This window comes from Streptomyces yangpuensis (assembly GCF_001005295.1).
GTDB lineage: Bacteria > Actinomycetota > Actinomycetes > Streptomycetales > Streptomycetaceae > Streptomyces > Streptomyces yangpuensis.
Window position 1 is genome coordinate 252635 of record NZ_LBMK01000006.1, and the last position, 15884, is coordinate 268518.

The 15884-nt window shown below is 72.3% G+C and carries 11 protein-coding genes and 1 riboswitch; of the genes, 3 read left to right on the forward strand and 8 right to left on the reverse strand.

The annotated features are described in order from the left end of the window. Position 1 precedes the first annotated feature (1 nt). The 4 genes from AAT21_RS27560 to AAT21_RS27575 form a co-directional block, all read right to left on the reverse strand. Positions 2–652, reverse strand: a complete 651-nt coding sequence (locus tag AAT21_RS27560) for a thymidine kinase (RefSeq protein ID WP_046779628.1) — start codon at positions 650–652, stop codon at positions 2–4. Positions 653–714: 62 nt separating this feature from the next. Continuing rightward, complete coding sequence (locus AAT21_RS27565; RefSeq protein WP_046779629.1) at positions 715–1917, reverse strand: alkaline phosphatase family protein; 1203 nt, start codon at positions 1915–1917, stop codon at positions 715–717. Then, positions 1917–2516 carry a DUF5998 family protein gene (locus AAT21_RS27570; protein ID WP_046779630.1) on the reverse strand — a complete coding sequence of 200 codons (600 nt, stop codon included), beginning with the start codon at positions 2514–2516 and terminating at the stop codon, positions 1917–1919. Before AAT21_RS27570 ends, AAT21_RS27565 begins: the two co-directional genes overlap by 1 nt. A 50-nt stretch (positions 2517–2566) precedes the next feature. After that, positions 2567–5296 carry a bifunctional acetate--CoA ligase family protein/GNAT family N-acetyltransferase gene (locus AAT21_RS27575; protein ID WP_412180344.1) on the reverse strand — a complete coding sequence of 910 codons (2730 nt, stop codon included), beginning with the start codon at positions 5294–5296 and terminating at the stop codon, positions 2567–2569. 179 nt (positions 5297–5475) lie between these two features. Between AAT21_RS27575 and AAT21_RS27580 the strand changes: the two genes are divergently transcribed. After that, a complete protein-coding gene (locus AAT21_RS27580) occupies positions 5476–5757 on the forward strand; it encodes an HPr family phosphocarrier protein (RefSeq protein WP_030026990.1) in 282 nt (93 codons plus the stop codon). Positions 5758–5998: 241 nt separating this feature from the next. On the opposite strand, the gene AAT21_RS27585 is transcribed toward AAT21_RS27580, so the two are convergent. The 4 genes from AAT21_RS27585 to AAT21_RS27600 form a co-directional block, all read right to left on the reverse strand. Next, positions 5999–6676 carry a GntR family transcriptional regulator gene (locus tag AAT21_RS27585; RefSeq protein WP_046779632.1) on the reverse strand — a complete coding sequence of 226 codons (678 nt, stop codon included), beginning with the start codon at positions 6674–6676 and terminating at the stop codon, positions 5999–6001. A gap of 206 nt (positions 6677–6882) precedes the next feature. Next, positions 6883–7683 (reverse strand): M23 family metallopeptidase, encoded by an 801-nt coding sequence (locus tag AAT21_RS27590; protein WP_046779633.1) that lies wholly within the window; start codon positions 7681–7683, stop codon positions 6883–6885. Between the two features lie 12 nt (positions 7684–7695). Continuing rightward, positions 7696–7855: riboswitch (cyclic di-AMP (ydaO/yuaA leader) on the reverse strand. A gap of 265 nt (positions 7856–8120) precedes the next feature. Further along, positions 8121–9488 carry a M16 family metallopeptidase gene (locus tag AAT21_RS27595; RefSeq protein WP_046779719.1) on the reverse strand — a complete coding sequence of 456 codons (1368 nt, stop codon included), beginning with the start codon at positions 9486–9488 and terminating at the stop codon, positions 8121–8123. A gap of 20 nt (positions 9489–9508) precedes the next feature. Next, positions 9509–10876 (reverse strand): M16 family metallopeptidase, encoded by a 1368-nt coding sequence (locus AAT21_RS27600; RefSeq protein ID WP_046779634.1) that lies wholly within the window; start codon positions 10874–10876, stop codon positions 9509–9511. A gap of 240 nt (positions 10877–11116) precedes the next feature. Here AAT21_RS27600 and AAT21_RS27605 point away from each other — a divergent pair, with 240 nt between their 5' ends. After that, positions 11117–13573: a DNA gyrase/topoisomerase IV subunit A gene (locus AAT21_RS27605; protein WP_046779635.1), complete on the forward strand. Its 2457-nt coding sequence runs from the start codon at positions 11117–11119 to the stop codon at positions 13571–13573. A gap of 107 nt (positions 13574–13680) precedes the next feature. After that, positions 13681–15771, forward strand: coding sequence for a restriction endonuclease (locus AAT21_RS27610; protein ID WP_200904469.1), 2091 nt, complete (start codon positions 13681–13683; stop codon positions 15769–15771). Positions 15772–15884 lie beyond the last annotated feature (113 nt).

Sequence of the window (15884 nt, forward strand, 5' to 3'; positions counted from 1 at the left end):
GTCAGCCGGAGGTGACGGGGAGGACGTCCGGGGAGAGGGCGGCGGCGTGGGCCGCGGCGGAGGTCATGCGGCGGCGGTGGTGGCGGCGGCAGAGGACCTCGTAGCCGATCTCCTCCGACGGGCGGTTCACGTCACCGACGACGACCTGCTCGCCCTCGACGACCATCACGCCGCCGACCGTGCGGGCGTTGTGGGTGGCGCGGGCGCCGCACCAGCACAGGGCCTCGACCTGGAGCTGCTCTATCCGGTCGGCGAGTTCGATCAGGCGCTGCGAGCCCGGGAAGAGCTTCGTGCGGAAGTCCGTGGTGATACCGAAGGCGAAGACGTCCTTGTCGAGGTCGTCTACGATCCTGGCCAGCTGGTCGATCTGCTCCGGAGCCAGGAACTGGGCCTCGTCGACGATCACGTAGTCCGCCTTGCCGCCCTGGGACAGCTCGCCCACGAGGTAGGCGTAGAGGTCCATGGCGTCGGCGACCTCGACCGCCTCGGTGACCAGGCCCAGACGCGAGGACAGCTTGCCCTCGCCGGCCCGGTCCTGGCGGGTGAAGATCACGCCCTGCAGGCCGCGGGCCGAGCGGTTGTGCGTGATCTGGAGCGCCAGAGTGCTCTTTCCGCAGTCCATCGTTCCGGAGAAGAACACCAGCTCGGGCATGGGAAGTACGGACCTTTCGGGTCGTGGGCGGGTACGGGGGTGGCGGCCGGAGACCGGACCGGTCAGGTGCGGATTTCGAGCAGCGGGACGAGCTGTTCCGCCGCGGTCATGGAGCCGTGCATTCCGGTGAGTGCCGACTCGTTCGGCTCGTTGCGCGAAGCGGTGATCGCGACATCGGCCTGGGCCGCCGCGACGACGTCGCCGATCCGGCCGAGCACGCGCTCGTCGCACTCCCCGGGCGGGCCGAACCATCCCAGTTCCAGGGCCTCTTCGCGGCTCGCGACCCAGAAGCGGTCGCCGAGCACCTCGCGCCACACGGTCAGCACGTCGGCCTCCGCCCCCGGCACCGCGTACACGTGCCGGGCCCGGCCCTCGCCGCCCAGCAGGGCGACGCCGGCGCCCAGCTCCCAGTCCTCGTCGAAGTCGATCCGCGCGTCCTCGTCGAAGGGGACGTCGACCATGCCGTGGTCGGCGGTCACGTACAGCGCGGTGCGCGGCGGAAGCTGCTCGGCGAGCCGCTGGACGAGCCGGTCCACGTACATGAGCTGGCCGCGCCAGGCGTCCGAGTCCACGCCGTGGCGGTGTCCGGCCCCGTCGAGCTCGCTGTAGTAGGTGTAGACGAGCGAGCGGTCACCGGCGGCGAGGCGTTCGGCGGCCACGTCCATCCGCTCCTCGCCGGTCATCCGGCCGAGGAAGGTGCCGCCGCTCAGGGCGACCTTGGTGAGCGGGGTGGTCTGGAAGGCGGGCGAGGACACCTGCGCGGTCGCCACGCCGGCCTTGTCGGCCTCGTGGAAGACCGTCGGGTACGGCTGCCACGGCTTCGGCGGCGCCCACGGGTGCCAGCGGAGCTGGTTCATCAGCTCGCCGGTGGCCGGGTTGCGGACGGCGTAGCCGGGCAGTCCGTGGCGGGCGGGCGGCAGCCCGGTGCCGACGGAGGCCAGCGAGGTGGCGGTGGTCGCCGGGAAGCCCGCGGTGATCGGGCGCCCGGTGCCGCCGCGCGAGCTGCCGAGCAGGGAGGTGAGGTAGGGGGCCTCGTCCGGGTGGGCCCTGATCTGCTCCCAGCCCATGCCGTCGACGAGGAAGACGCAGTTGCGGTCGGCCGGGGTCAGCTCCGCGATGGCGGCGGTGTAGCCGGGGACGCCCTGGCCGGCCACGAGCGTCGGCAGCAGGTCGGCTAGCGAGCCGGCGCCATACTCCGGGACGGGGGCGCCGGCGAGGTCCAGCAGCTCGGGCTCGGTCCAGTCCTGCGGTGCGGAGTACGCCATCAGCGGGCGGAGGGGGTGGAGGTCGCCGCGGTCGCCTCGGAGAGGGCCTGCGCGAAGACCAGGGTCTGGCGCACCGCCTCCGGTCCGTCGCCGGCCTCGCTGACCCGCAGGCTGAGGTCGTCGGCGGTGGAGTTGCCGGTGTAGCCGTGGTCGGAGTCGCAGTTGGGGTCGCCGCAGGCGGCCGGCTCCAGGTCGATCCGGGAGACCGCGCCCCAGCCGATGGTCAGGACGACCTCGCGGGGCAGGGTGCCGGGGGTGTAGGACTCCGGGTTCGCGACGACGCGGCTCAGCACCACGGAGGAGATGCTGGAGAGCTTGACCGACTCGGTGGAGGTCGTCGCGTACGGGGACGGGGACCCGGCGTCGGCGGCCTGCTCGTCGGTGTGGCTGACGATGAAGCGGTTGCCGGTCAGGACGAGCACGGTGACGTGGCGGCGCACCTCGTTGGAGTCGAAGGTCGTCTCCTGGTGGACCAGGTACGACGAGATCGGCTCGCCGCCCACCGCGGCCTCCACCGCCTCGGCCACGAGGGCCGGGTAGTAGCCGCTGCGCTCGATCGCCGTGCGCAGCCCCTGGGTCGTCGTACCGGATTTCGCCATGGGGTCAATGGTAAGGCCCCTCGGGTGCCCTCCTACCGCGCCGTACCCGGTCAGTAACTGGGGAGGGTCCGCGGCCCGAGATCGCCGCGGGCGGGCGGATGGGCGACCCGGACGGTGGCGCTGAGCACGGAGATCCCCTCGACGGCGACGACGACGGGCTCCAGGCAGACGCCGATCACCTCCGGATGGTCGTCGACGAGCCGGGACAGCCGCAGGAGCACCTCCTCCAGGGCGGGGGTGTCGACGGGGTCGCTGCCGCGCCAGCCGAAGAGGAGGGGAGCGGCGCGGATGGACCGGATCAGTCCGGCGGCGTCCCGGTCGGTGGCGGGGACCAGCCGGTGGGCGGTGTCGCCGAGCAGCTCGGAGGCGACCCCGGCGAGCCCGAAGGAGAGGACGGCGCCGGCGGCCGGGTCGATGACGGACCGGACGACGGTGTCGACACCGCGCGGCACCATGGCCTGGATCACGGGCTGGAGCTCGGCGGGCTTGCCGAGCGCGTCGGTGAGTTCCTCGTACGAGCGCCGCAGCTCGGCCTCGTTCGTGAGGTCGAGCCGTACGCCGCCCAGGTCCGCGCGGTGGCGCAGGTGCGGGGCGGTGGTCTTGAGGGCGACCGGGTAGCCCAGGATCCCGGCGGCCCGGACGGCGGCGTCGGGGCTGGGCGCGGGGAGCGTGGGCAGGACGCGGATCCCGTAGCGGGCGAGCAGCTCGCGGGCGTCCGGGTCGCTCAGGGTCAGCACGGCCCCGCCGTCGACGTCCGCGAGCAGCCCGGCGAGCTGGGCCGCGGCGCCGGCCTCGTCGATGTCCTCGTACTCGGGGACCTGCCCGGCGTCGGCGAGGGCCCGCCGCCACTGTCCGTAGCGCACGGCCTCCGCGACGGCTTTCACGGCGCGCTCGGCGGCGGGGTAGCTGGGGATGCGGTCCGCGTCGGCGGTGGTGGCGCCGGGTGCGCGGGTCGCGGACAGGGCCTGCACCAGCTCGGCCAGTTCCACGTGCACGACCGTCACCGGCTTGCCGGGGGCCTCGGCGACGGCCTCGCGGAGCGCGTCGGCCAGGTCGTCGGCGAGGGCGTGCTCGCTGACCCACGGGATGGCGGTCACGACCACCGCGTCGCAGTCGTCGGAGGTGAGGGCGGCGGCCAGGGCGGTGCGGAAGTCCTCCGGGGACGCCGCGGTCGTCAGGTCCAGGGGCGGCAGCGGCCGCAGGCCCTGGGTGAGGCAGGCGTCGTAGGTGAGGACGCCGAGGGACTCGGAGTTGCCGAGGATGGCGATCCGGGGTCCGGCGGGCAGGGGCTGCGAGGCCAGCAGCAGGCCGACGTCCACCAGCTCGGTGACCGTGTCGACCCGGATGACGCCGGCCTGCCGCAGCAGGGCGGAGACGGTGTCCTCCGACAGGCGGGTGCCGGGGACGACGTGTCCGGCGGGGGTGTGGCGGCCGCCCTTGGCGACGACCACGGGCTTGACTGCGGCGGTCCGGCGGGCGAGGCGGGTGAACTTCCGCGGGTTGCCGAGGGTTTCGAGGTAGAGCAGGGCGACGTCGGTCGCCTCGTCCTCGTACCAGTACTGGAGGATGTCGTTGCCGGAGACGTCGGCCCGGTTCCCGGCGGAGACGAAGGAGGACAGGCCTTCGCCGCGCCGGAGCAGCGCCGAGAGCAGGGCGATGCCGATCGCCCCGGACTGGGTGAACAGGCCGGTGCGGCCGCGCACCGGCATCGGCGCGGGGGTCAGGGAGGCGTTGAGCTCCACCTCCGGGGCGGTGTTGATCACCCCGTAGGCGTTGGGTCCGATGAGACGCATCCCGTACGAGCGCACCTGCCGCAGCAGCTCGCGCTGGCGGGCCAGCCCGGCCGGGCCGCTGTCCCCGTACCCGGCGGAGAGGACGACGAGCCCCTGCACGCCGTGCTCGCCGCAGGCGGCCACCGCGTCCGGGACCCGGTCGGCCGGGACGGCGATCACCGCGAGGTCGACGGGGGCGCCGATGGCCCCGACGGTGCGGTAGGCGCGCACCCCGTCGAGGAGGTCGCGGGTGACGGCCTCGTTGACGGCGTAGAGGTGGCCGTGGAAGCCGCTGTCGCGGAGGTTGCGCAGTGCGGCCGCGCCCACGCCGGCGCCGGAACGGCTGACGCCGACGACCGCCACCGAGCCGGGGGCCAGCAGGCGCTGCACGGAGCGGGCCTCGGCGCGCTGTTCCCGGGCGCGCTGCACGGCCAGGGACTCGGCGGTGGGTTCGAGGTCGAGGGTGAGGTGGACGGACCCGTCCTCGAAGCTGCGCTTCTGCTGGTAGCCGACGTCCGTGAACACCTTGATCATCTTGGTGTTGGCGGGCAGCACCTCGGCGGCGAACCGGCGGATGCCGCGCTCGCGGGCCACCGCGCCGATGTGTTCGAGGAGTGCGGAGGCGACGCCGCGGCCCTGGTGGGCGTCCTGGACGAGGAAGGCGACCTCCGCCTCGTCGGCGGGGGCTGAGGCGGGCCGGCCGTCGGGGCCGATGCGGTCGTAGCGGACGGTGCCGATGAACTCCTCGCCGACGGTCGCGGCGAGGCCCACCCGGTCCACGTAGTCGTGGTGCGTGAAGCGGTGCACGTCGCGGTCGGAGAGGCGGGGGTAGGGCGCGAAGAAGCGGTAGTACTTCGACTCGTCCGAGACCTGCTCGTAGAAGCTGACGAGCCGGCCCGCGTCCTCGGTGGTGATGGGCCGGATCCGGGCGGTGCCGCCATCGCGGAGGACGACGTCGGCTTCCCAGTGGGCCGGGTAGGACGGGTCCGACTCTATGGTCATGCGCATACCTTACGGCCGGACCGGGGCGGACAGCGCTCGCGCGGCGTAGTAGGCAAGCCGGGTCAGACCGGTGCAAGCTGGGGAAGGTCGAGGAGCGGCGGCATTCGGGCCGGAGGTCGGTCGGAGCATTCGGGGTGCCGTGAGAGACTGGTCTAGACAACGTTGAGAACCTGAAGGGCATCACCATGGCAGAGCGCCGCGTCAACGTCGGTTGGGCCGAGGGCCTTCACGCTCGTCCCGCCTCGATCTTCGTCCGTGCGACGACCGCTTCCGGCGTCCCGGTGACCATCGCGAAGTCCGGTGGCGACCCCGTCAACGCCGCCTCCATGCTGGCGGTGCTGGGCCTGGGCGCGCAGGGTGGCGAGGAGATCGTCCTCGCCTCCGAGGCCGAGGGTGCGGAGGCCGCACTGGACCGCCTCGCGAAGCTGGTCGCCGAGGGTCTCGAAGAGCTCCCCGAGACCGTCTGACCCTTCGGGTTCACCCCGCATCACGCGAACGGCGAAGCCGCGGCCCCGGACGGGGGCCGCGGCTGCGTCGTTCTCCGGTACGGAAGGCCTGGGGAACCGGCCGCCCGGTAATTCGGCTCCGCCGAAAAGGCCCGGCCCGATTCGCGCCGCGCGGCATCGCACGCGGTCCACCGGAATTCGGCGCAGCGAATTACTCAGCGCACGGAATTCGCACGGTGCCATCCTTTGTATACGGCTCCTGTTAATGCCGGCCGCTCGACATGTTTACGGCAGGTTGCGAAGTGCTCACCGCCGGCCGCTTCCGCAGCCGGTGCGCGGCGGCCACGCGATCGGCGTGGACCGCGGTCAGCGTCCGCGCCCGCTCGGCGTCCCCGCGCGCCACCGCGTCCACGATCGCGCCGTGCTCCGCCCAGGACTCCACGGGCCGGGCCGGCGCCTCCACCACGTACATCCACGCCACCTTGTGCCGCATCTGCGTGAGCAGCGCGATCAGCCCCGGGCTGCCGGAAGCCTGCGCGAGCGTCTCGTGGAACCAGCCGCCGAGCGACCGCAGGTCCTCGCCCTGCCCCCGCCTGGCCCGTTCCTGACCCAGCCTGACCAGCCCCCGCAGCACCTTGAGGTGCGCGTCGGTGCGGCGCCGGGCGGCCCGGGCGGCCGCCAGCGGCTCCAACAGCATCCGCAGCTCCAGGAGGTCCGCGGCCTCCTGCGCCGTCGGCTCGGCCACACAGGCCCCGGCGTGGCGCCGCGTGGTCACGAAGCCCTCGGACTCCAGGGTCCGCAGGGCCTCGCGGACCGGGACGCGCGAGACCCCGTACCGGCGGGCCAGCACCTCCTCGGTCAGCCGACCTCCCGGTTCGAACACCCCGGAGACGATGTCGTCGCGAATTGCCGTGCATACCGCGTGCGCAGGAATACGCAAGACCGAACCTCCGCCTATTTCCGATCGCCAGTCCCCGTGCGCACACGCGCACGCCACGACTCTATTGCAGCACAGCATAATTTCGAGAGCGGACGGAAATCCGAAACATTGCACCCGGATGCAAAAACACGAAGACCCCGGCTCGGGAGCGGGGTCTTCGTGAAGCTGTGCGCTGCACGCGCGCCGCGGTGGGCGGCGCCGAGGGGTCAGAGGCTGACGCCGTGCGAGCGCAGGTAGGCGATCGGGTCGATGTCCGAGCCGTACTGCGAGCCGGTGCGGGCCTCGAAGTGCAGGTGCGGGCCGCTGGAGTTGCCGGTGGATCCCGACAGGCCGATCTGCTGGCCCGGGGTGACCTGCTGGCCGACGGAGACGTTCAGCGAGGACAGGTGGCCGTACTGCGTGAAGGTGCCGTCGTTGTGCTTGATGACGACGTTGTTGCCGTACGCGCCGCCCCAGCCCGCCTCGACGACGGTACCGAAGCCCACTGCCTGAACCGAGGTGCCGGAGGCGGCGTGGAAGTCGATGCCGGTGTGGCTGCCGGAGGACCACATGCCGCCGCCCGCCTTGTACTGCGTGCTGACGTAGGAGTCGGCCAGCGGCGAGACGAAGGTGTTGAGGCGCTTGCGCTCCTCCTCGCGGGCGGCGCGCTCGGCGGCCTCGCGCTCGGCCTTCGCCTTGGCCTCGGCGAGGCGCTTGGCCTCGGCGGCCTTCTGCTTGGCGTCGGCCTCGGCCTGGGCCTTGGCGGCGGCGTGCTCGGCGGCGCGCTGCTGGGACTCGGCCTGGTCCTGGATGTCGCCCGCGAGGTCCTCGGCGACGACGACGGCACCCAGCCCGTTCTCCGGGGCGGAGCTGCTGTGGTTGTCCGCGGCGAAGGCCGGGGCGGCGAGGGAGCCGACCACACCCGTGGTGGCGATCGCGGCGATACCGGCGTAGCCGGCGGTCTTCTTGCTCAGGCGGCTGGAACCACGGTGCTTGCCGGTACCAGCGGGACGACTGCCAAACGCCATGAAGGGTTTGATCCTTTCCTTCCTTCTCGCCTACCGGGTTAGCTGACGGGTTCGGAGCAGGAAGGTCTCCTACGGACCTCCTCTTGCGAGGGAGTCCGATTCACCCCAGGGACTGATGTGGGTCCCCGGCTCCCCAGGCTCGCGCCTGACGGGGACTCGGCGATCGCTGCCCGGTGCCGCGGGTGCGGCGGGCACAACTGACGGACAGCACGGCCGACGCTAGGCGGATCATCAGTCAATCGCCAAACAGACGCGCCTTTTTGTTGCGTACGCCACATCACATACAAGCAACCTCACCACTAAACGGACAAAAGAGGCTCCGGCGGAAAACCGCCGGAGCCTCGTGCGAAGTGCGTCGGCCGCCCGTCATCCGGGCGTCCTTTACGTCAGTTGGTGACGTGCGTCAGTTGGTGATGACCACGACGTCGACCACGACGTCAGTTGGTGACGACCGTGACCTCACCGATCCCGAGGGCCCGCACCGGCTCCTCGATCTGCGCGGCGTCGCCCACCAGGACCGTGACGAGCCGGTCCGCCGGGAACGCCTTCACGACCGCCGTGGTCGCCTCCACCGTGCCGGTTTCGGCCAACTGCGCGTACAGCTGCGCCTGGTAGTCGTCCGGCAGCTCCTGCTCGACCTGGTCGGCCAGGGTACCGGCGACCGAGGCGGCCGTCTCGAACTTCAGCGGGGCCACGCCCACCAGGTTCTGCACGGCCACATCGCGCTCGGCGTCGGTCAGACCGCCCTCCGCGAGGGTGCGCAGCACCTTCCAGAGGTCCTCCAGCGCCGGGCCGGTGTTGGGGGTGTCCACCGAGCCGCTGATGGCGAGCATGGAGGCGCCCTTGCCGTCGGCGGTGGAGCGCAGCACCTGGCCGAAGGCCCGCACGCCGTAGGTGTACCCCTTCTCCTCGCGCAGCACCTTGTCCAGGCGGGAGGTCAGAGTGCCCCCGAGGCAGTAGGTGCCGAGCACCTGGGCCGCCCAGACGCGGTCGTGGCGGTCCGGCCCGATGCGGCCGATCAGCAGCTGCGTCTGGACCGCGCCGGGCCGGTCGACGATGACCACGCGGCCGGTGTCGTCGGCGGTCACGGGAGGCACGGGGCGGGCCTCGGCGGTGTCGCCGGTCCAGGCGCCCAGGGTGTCCGCCAGTACGGCGTCCAGGTCGATGCCGGTCAGGTCGCCGACGACCACCGCGGTGGCGGTGGCGGGGCGTACGTGGGCCTCGTAGAAGGCGCGTACGGCGGCGGCGTCGATCCGGGCGACCGTCTCCTCGGTGCCCTGGCGCGGCCGGGAGATCCGCAGGGAGGCCGGGAAGAGCTCCGCGGAGAGCTGCTTGGCGGCGCGGCGCTGCGGGTTGGCCAGCTCGTGCGGGATCTCGTCGAGCCGGTTGCGCACCAGCCGGTCCACCTCTGCGTCGGCGAAGGCGGGGGCGCGCAGCGCCTCGGCGAGCAGGCCCAGCGCCTTGGCCAGCCGGGAGGCCGGGACCTCCAGGGAGACCCGCAGGCCCGGGTGGTCGGCGTGCGCGTCGAGGGTGGCTCCGCAGCGCTCCAGCTCGGCGGCGAACTCCTCGGCGGAGTGCTTGTCGGTGCCCTCCGACAGGGCGCGCGCCATGATGGTCGCCACGCCGTCCAGGCCCTCGGGCTCGGCGTCGAGCGGCGCGGCCAGGTTGATCTCGACCGCGACGACCTGCTGGCCCGGGCGGTGGCAGCGCAGCAGGGTCAGCCCGTTGGGCAGCGTCCCGCGCTCGGGGGCCGGGAAGGCCCACGGCTGCGGCTCGCCGGCCTGCGGGCGCGGGTGGAAGGTCATCGTGACGGCTGCGGTGTCGCTCACTGCTCCGCCCCCTCGTTCTCGTCGCTGTCGGCGTTCTCTTCGCCCTCGTCGCCCTCGGCCCCGTCCGCCGCGAGCGGCTCGTAGACGAGCACCGCGCGGTTGTCCGGGCGCAGTCGGGCCGCGGCCACGGCCTGCACCTCCTCGGCGGTGATGTCGAGGACGCGCTGGACGGCGGTGAGGGCCAGCTGCGGGTCGCCGAAGAGCACCGCGTACCGGCACAGTTCGTCGGCGCGGCCGGCCACCGTGCTCAGCCGGTCCAGCCATTCGCGCTCCAGCTGCGCCTGGGCGCGCTCCATCTCCTCGGCGGTCGGGCCCTCGGCGGCGAACCGCGCGAGCTCCTCGTCGACGGCCGCCTCGATGGCGGGGATCTCGACCCCGCTGGAGGTCTTGACGTCCAGCCAGCCCAGGGACGGCGCCCCGGCCAGGCGCAGCATGCCGAAGCCGGCGGCGACGGCCGTCTGGTCGCGGCGTACGAGGCGGTTGTGCAGCAGCGAGGACTCGCCGCCGCCCAGGATGGTCAGGGCCACGTCGGCGGCGTCGCACTCGCGGGTGCCGTCGTGCGGAAGCCGGTAGGCGGCCATCAGCGCGCGGGCCGGGACCTCCTCGACGATCTCCTCGCGCAGCTGCTCGCCGATGACGTCGGGCAGCGAGCCGTCGCGCGGCGGCTGCTTGCCGTCGTGGGAGGGGATGGTGCCGAAGTACTTCTCGATCCAGGCGAGCGTCCGCTCCGGGTCGATGTCCCCGACGACCGACAGCACCGCGTTGTTGGGTGCGTAGTACGTACGGAAGAAGGTGCGCGCGTCCTCCAGGGAGGCGGCGTCCAGGTCGGCCATGGAGCCGATCGGGGTGTGGTGGTACGGGTGGCCCTCGGGGTACGCGAGGGCGGTCAGCCGCTCGAAGGCGGTGCCGTACGGGACGTTGTCGTAGCGCTGCCGGCGCTCGTTCTTGACGACGTCGCGCTGGTTCTCCATGGACTCGTCGTCCAGGGCGGCCAGCAGGGACCCCATGCGGTCCGCCTCCAGCCAGAGCGCGAGCTCCAGCTGGTGGGTCGGCATCGTCTCGAAGTAGTTGGTGCGCTCGAAGCTCGTGGTGCCGTTCAGGGAACCGCCGGCGCCCTGGACGAGCTCGAAGTGGCCGTTGCCCGGTACGCTCGCCGAACCCTGGAACATCAGGTGCTCGAAGAGGTGAGCCAGGCCGGTACGCCCCTTGACTTCGTGGCGCGAGCCGACGTCGTACCAGAGGCAGACCGCGGCGACCGGGGTCAGGTGGTCCTCGGACAGCACCACGCGCAGGCCGTTGGCCAGCCGGTGCTCGGTCGCTGTCAGGCCGCCGGAGCCGGCCTGGGCTGTGGCCGTGTGACCCATGGGCATGTGGTCCCTTCGATCGCGATGCAGAGATTTCCGTCAGACCTGCCACTGTATGCAAGCGCGTCGGCCACCGGATAAGTTCCCGGCCCAGACCTGGGTCGGAGTCGGCGTTGTCGGCGCCTCGGGCCACAATGGTCGGCGTCGTACCCCGCCGGACACCGGCGGGACCCAGCCAGACCCCGCCAGACCAGCCAGACACCCAGCACATCCCATTCTTGGTTAAGGAGCCGCGCAGCGATGGCCCGCCGCAGCACGAAGACCCCGCCGCCGGAGGATTTCGAGGAGAAGATCCTCGACATCGACGTCGTCGACGAAATGCAGGGCTCCTTCCTCGAGTACGCGTACTCGGTGATCTACTCCCGTGCCCTGCCCGACGCCCGGGACGGCATGAAGCCGGTGCACCGGCGCATCGTCTACCAGATGAACGAGATGGGGCTGCGTCCCGACCGCGGGTACGTGAAGTGCGCCCGCGTCGTCGGCGAGGTCATGGGCAAGCTCCACCCGCACGGCGACGCCTCCATCTACGACGCCCTCGTGCGCATGGCCCAGCCCTTCTCGATGCGCCTGCCGCTGGTCGACGGCCACGGCAACTTCGGTTCGCTCGGCAACGACGACCCGCCGGCCGCGATGCGCTACACCGAGTGCCGGATGGCCGACGCCACGTCGCTGATGACGGAGTCGATCGACGAGGACACCGTCGACTTCACCGCCAACTACGACGGCCAGGAGCAGGAGCCGGTGGCGCTGCCCGCCGCCTACCCGAACCTGCTGGTCAACGGCGCGTCCGGGATCGCGGTCGGCATGGCGACCAACATGCCCCCGCACAACCTCGGCGAGGTCATCGCCGCCGCCCGCCACCTGATCCGCTACCCGCACGCGGACCTGGAGGCGCTGATGCGCTTCGTCCCGGGTCCCGACCTGCCGACGGGCGGCCGGATCGTCGGGCTCTCGGGCATCAAGGACGCCTACGAGAACGGCCGCGGCTCCTTCAAGATCCGCGCGACGGTGACCGTGGAGAACGTGACGGCCCGCCGCAAGGGTCTGGTCGTCACCGAACTGCCCTTCACGGTCGGCCCCGAGAAGGTCATCGCGAAGATCAAGGACCTGGTCGGCTCCAAGAAGCTGCAGGGCATCGCCGACGTCAAGGACCTCACCGACCGCGCCCACGGCCTGCGCCTGGTCATCGAGATCAAGAACGGCTTCCACCCGGAGGCCGTGCTGGAGCAGCTCTACAAGCTGACGCCGATGGAGGAGTCCTTCGGCATCAACAACGTGGCGCTGGTGGACGGGCAGCCGCTCACCCTCGGCCTCAAGGAGCTGCTGGAGGTCTACCTCGACCACCGCTTCGAGGTCGTCCGGCGGCGCAGCGAGTTCCGCCGCACCAAGCGCCGGGACCGGCTGCACCTCGTCGAGGGCCTGCTGGTGGCCCTCATCGACATCGACGAGGTCATCCGGCTCATCCGCGACAGCGAGAACTCCGCCCAGGCCAAGGCCCGGCTCATGGAGCGGTTCTCGCTGAGCGAGACCCAGACCCAGTACATCCTGGACACCCCGCTGCGCCGGCTCACCAAGTTCGACCGCCTGGAGCTGGAGTCCGAGCGCGACCGGCTGACGGGCGAGATCGACGAGCTGACCGGGATCCTGGAGTCGGACAACGAGCTGCGCAAGCTGGTCTCCGCGGAACTGGCCGCCGTCGCCAAGAAGTTCGGCACCGAGCGCCGTACGGTCCTGCTGGAGTCGGCGGGCACCGCGGTGGCGGCCGTCCCGCTGGAGGTCGCGGACGACCCGTGCCGGGTGCTGCTGTCCTCGACGGGCCTGCTGGCCCGTACGGCGAACGGCGAGCCGCTGCCGCAGGACGAGGGCGGCGCCCGGGCCAAACACGACCTGATCGTCTCGCAGGTCGCCGCGACCGCACGGGCCGACGTGGGCGTGGTCACCTCCGCGGGCCGGCTGCTGCGGCTCTCGGTGATCGACCTGCCGCAGCTGCCGGACACGCACGCCGCGCCCAACCTCGCGGGCGGTGCGCCGGTCTCGGAGTTCCTCTCCGGGCTGGAGCCGGACGAGAAGGTGATCTGCCTGACCTCGCTGGACGAGTCCTCGCAGGGGCTGGCGCTGGGCACCGAGCAGGGCGTGGTCAAGCGCGTCGTGCCGGACTACCCGGCCAACAAGGACGAGCTGGAGGTCATCACCCTCAAGGACGGTGACCGGATCGTCGGCGCGGTCGAGCTGCGCACGGGCGAGGAGGACCTGGTCTTCATCACCGACGACGCCCAGCTGCTGCGCTACCCGGCGGGCCAGGTGCGCCCGCAGGGCCGCCCGGCGGGCGGTATGGCGGGCATCAAGCTCTCCCAGAACGCCAAGGTGATCCACTTCTCGGCGGTCGACCCGGGCCGGGACGCCGTGGTGTTCACGGTGGCCGGTTCGCACGGGACCCTGGACGACTCGATGCTGTCGGGGAAGCTGACCCCCTTCGACCAGTACCCACGCAAGGGCCGGGCCACCGGCGGCGTGCGCTGCCAGCGGTTCCTGAAGGGCGAGGACCTGCTGGTGCTGGCCTGGGCCGGCGGCGCGCCCGCCCGGGCGGCGGCGGCGAACGGCGCCCCGGCCGAGCTGCCGGCGACCGATCCGCGCCGGGACGGCTCGGGGGCGCCGCTGCCGGCGGCGGTGGCGACGCTGGCAGGGCCCGCACTGTAGGAGGTTCCAGACCGTTCGGGTGGTACGTCCGGGGGACGTATCACCCGAACGGCGACTAGTGTTTTCCCTCTTGGCACTGTCGGGTGGGGCGGGAGAACACAGAGCTGATGAGTCGTCGGTCGGGCGGACTGATCGGGGACTGGGCCGAGGCCCAGCGCCGGATGCAGCAGACGCAGCAGATCCAGCACCGCGAGGCGGAACACCGGCAGCGCGCGTACGAACGGGAGGCGGCCCGGGGGCAGCGCGAGCAGCAGGCCGCCTACCGGCAGCATCGCGAGGCCGAGGCACGACGGCGGACGGAGCGCATCGAGGCGGAGGTCGCCGCGCTCCAGGGACTGCTGGCCGCGGGCTGCCGGGCACCGGCGTTCCGTACGGCCGCACTGGTCAGGCCGGAGCAGCTGGAGCCCTTCGCCCCGGGGAATCTCGCCCACCCGCTGCCGATGCCGCGCCTTGAGCAGTTCCAGCAGCAGAGCAGCGGCTGGACCCTCGGCCCGAACCGCCGGGCGCAGGCGGAGCGCGAGGCACACGCCCGCTACACCCAGGCCTGGCAGGCGGCGCACGCTGCGGAGATGCAACGGCAGCAGCAACTGACGGCCTACCGGCAGCAGTACGACCGGTGGGCGGCGCAGCAGCTTGCCGGAATCCGGGAGCACAACAACGGTCTCGCCGAGCTGGCCAGGGCGCTGCGCGCGGGTGACGCAGAGGCCGCCGTGGAGTACTTCTCGGCCGCCCTCTTCGCTTCCACCGCCTGGCCCGAGGCGCTGCCGAGACAGCTGGCCGCCGCGTACGATCCGGGCGCGCGCGAGCTGGTGCTGGACTGGCAGCTGCCGGGCTTCCAGGTGGTGCCCGAGGCCAAGTCGGTCCGGTACATGCCGAGCACGGACCAGGACAAGGAGACGGCTCGCCCCGCCACGCAACGTCGCGCCCTGTACCGGGACCTGCTGGCGCAGTGCCTGCTGCTGGTGGTGCACGAGCTCTACGCGGCGGACGAGTTCGGCGCGCTGGAGTCCGTCGTGGTCAACGGCTTCGTGGACGACCACGATCCGGTGACCGGGCAGGAGGCGCGCATCGTGCTCGCCTCGGTGCCGGCGCCGCGCAGCACCTTCACCGGGCTCCGGCTGGAGCAAGTCAGCGCGGTGGACTGCCTGGTGGAGGGGTTGCGCGGACAGCTGTCGGCGCGGCCCGACCAGCTGACGGCCGTACGCGCCGGGCGCAGGCCCGACGAGGTCGGCGGCGGAGTCGTCAGCCACGGCGGGCACACGGGCGACGAGGAGGACGAGCCGGACCTCTTCGCCATGGACCCGATCGCCTTCGAGAACCTGGTGGCGGAGCTCTTCCGGGCGATGGGCATGGAGGCGGTCACCACACAGCGGTCCGGCGACGGCGGCGTCGACATCGAGGCGAACGACCCTTCCCCGATCACCGGCGGCCGGATCGTGGTCCAGGTCAAGCGCTACCGCAACACCGTGCCGCCCACCGCGGTACGGGACCTGTACGGCACGGTCCAGGACAAGGGCGCGAACAAGGGGGTGCTGGTCACCACCTCGTCCTTCGGGCCGACGTCGTACACATTCTCCAACGGCAAGCCGCTGGAGTTGGTTCCCGGGGAGAAGCTGGTGGAGCTCCTGCACCAGTACGGGCTGCGCGGGCGCCTCGGCGGCGGCCCGGGGGCGTCGGCCCCGGCGCGGCGCGCTCCCGATCCCGAGCCGTCGGCCGACCACAACGTGCTCGGCATGTCCTGGTCCGGCCGGGTCGCTCTGGACGTGTGCGCCCTGGTCTGCGCGGGCAACCGGGTGCTCAGCGAGGACCACTTCGTGTTCTTCAACAACCCGCGCACACCGGACGGTTCGGTACGCGCCCGGGCGCACGCGGCGCCCGACAAGGCGGCGCTGGAGGTCTCCTTCGACGCGCTGCCGCGCGAGGCCGACCGGCTGGTGCTCGTGGCCGCCGTCGACCCGGAGGCCGATCCGCACGCCGACCTGGCCGGTTTCACCGATGCCCGGATCCGGCTGCTGGACTCGGCGGGCACGGAGGCAGGGCAGCTGGAGGTCTCCGACGGCCGGGCCGGGGAGACCGCGCTGGTGCTCGGCTCGTTCCGGCGCCGGTCGAACGGCGACTGGGACTTCGTGATCGGCGGCAAGGGCTACCGGGGCGGCCTGGAGGACCTGCTGCGCGAGTACGGCGTCGAGGTCGCCTAAGAACTGTCCCGTCATCCCCGGCGGATCAGCGCGCGGCGTCAGATGCGGTGCATCGCAAGGCGGAGGGGCGTCCTCATATCGGGCATATTCGGGCATTCCGACAACGCGGCGAG

Coding starts and splice junctions, on each gene's coding strand:
- AAT21_RS27570 (WP_046779630.1), bottom strand. CDS start 2,516: ATGGCGAAATCCGGTACGACGACCCAGGGGCTGCGCACGGCGATCGAG.
- AAT21_RS27560 (WP_046779628.1), bottom strand. CDS start 652: ATGCCCGAGCTGGTGTTCTTCTCCGGAACGATGGACTGCGGAAAGAGC.
- AAT21_RS27610 (WP_200904469.1), top strand. CDS start 13,681: ATGAGTCGTCGGTCGGGCGGACTGATCGGGGACTGGGCCGAGGCCCAG.
- AAT21_RS27600 (WP_046779634.1), bottom strand. CDS start 10,876: ATGGGTCACACGGCCACAGCCCAGGCCGGCTCCGGCGGCCTGACAGCG.
- AAT21_RS27575 (WP_412180344.1), bottom strand. CDS start 5,296: ATGCGCATGACCATAGAGTCGGACCCGTCCTACCCGGCCCACTGGGAA.
- AAT21_RS27565 (WP_046779629.1), bottom strand. CDS start 1,917: ATGGCGTACTCCGCACCGCAGGACTGGACCGAGCCCGAGCTGCTGGAC.
- AAT21_RS27595 (WP_046779719.1), bottom strand. CDS start 9,488: ATGACCTTCCACCCGCGCCCGCAGGCCGGCGAGCCGCAGCCGTGGGCC.
- AAT21_RS27605 (WP_046779635.1), top strand. CDS start 11,117: ATGGCCCGCCGCAGCACGAAGACCCCGCCGCCGGAGGATTTCGAGGAG.
- AAT21_RS27580 (WP_030026990.1), top strand. CDS start 5,476: ATGGCAGAGCGCCGCGTCAACGTCGGTTGGGCCGAGGGCCTTCACGCT.
- AAT21_RS27590 (WP_046779633.1), bottom strand. CDS start 7,683: ATGGCGTTTGGCAGTCGTCCCGCTGGTACCGGCAAGCACCGTGGTTCC.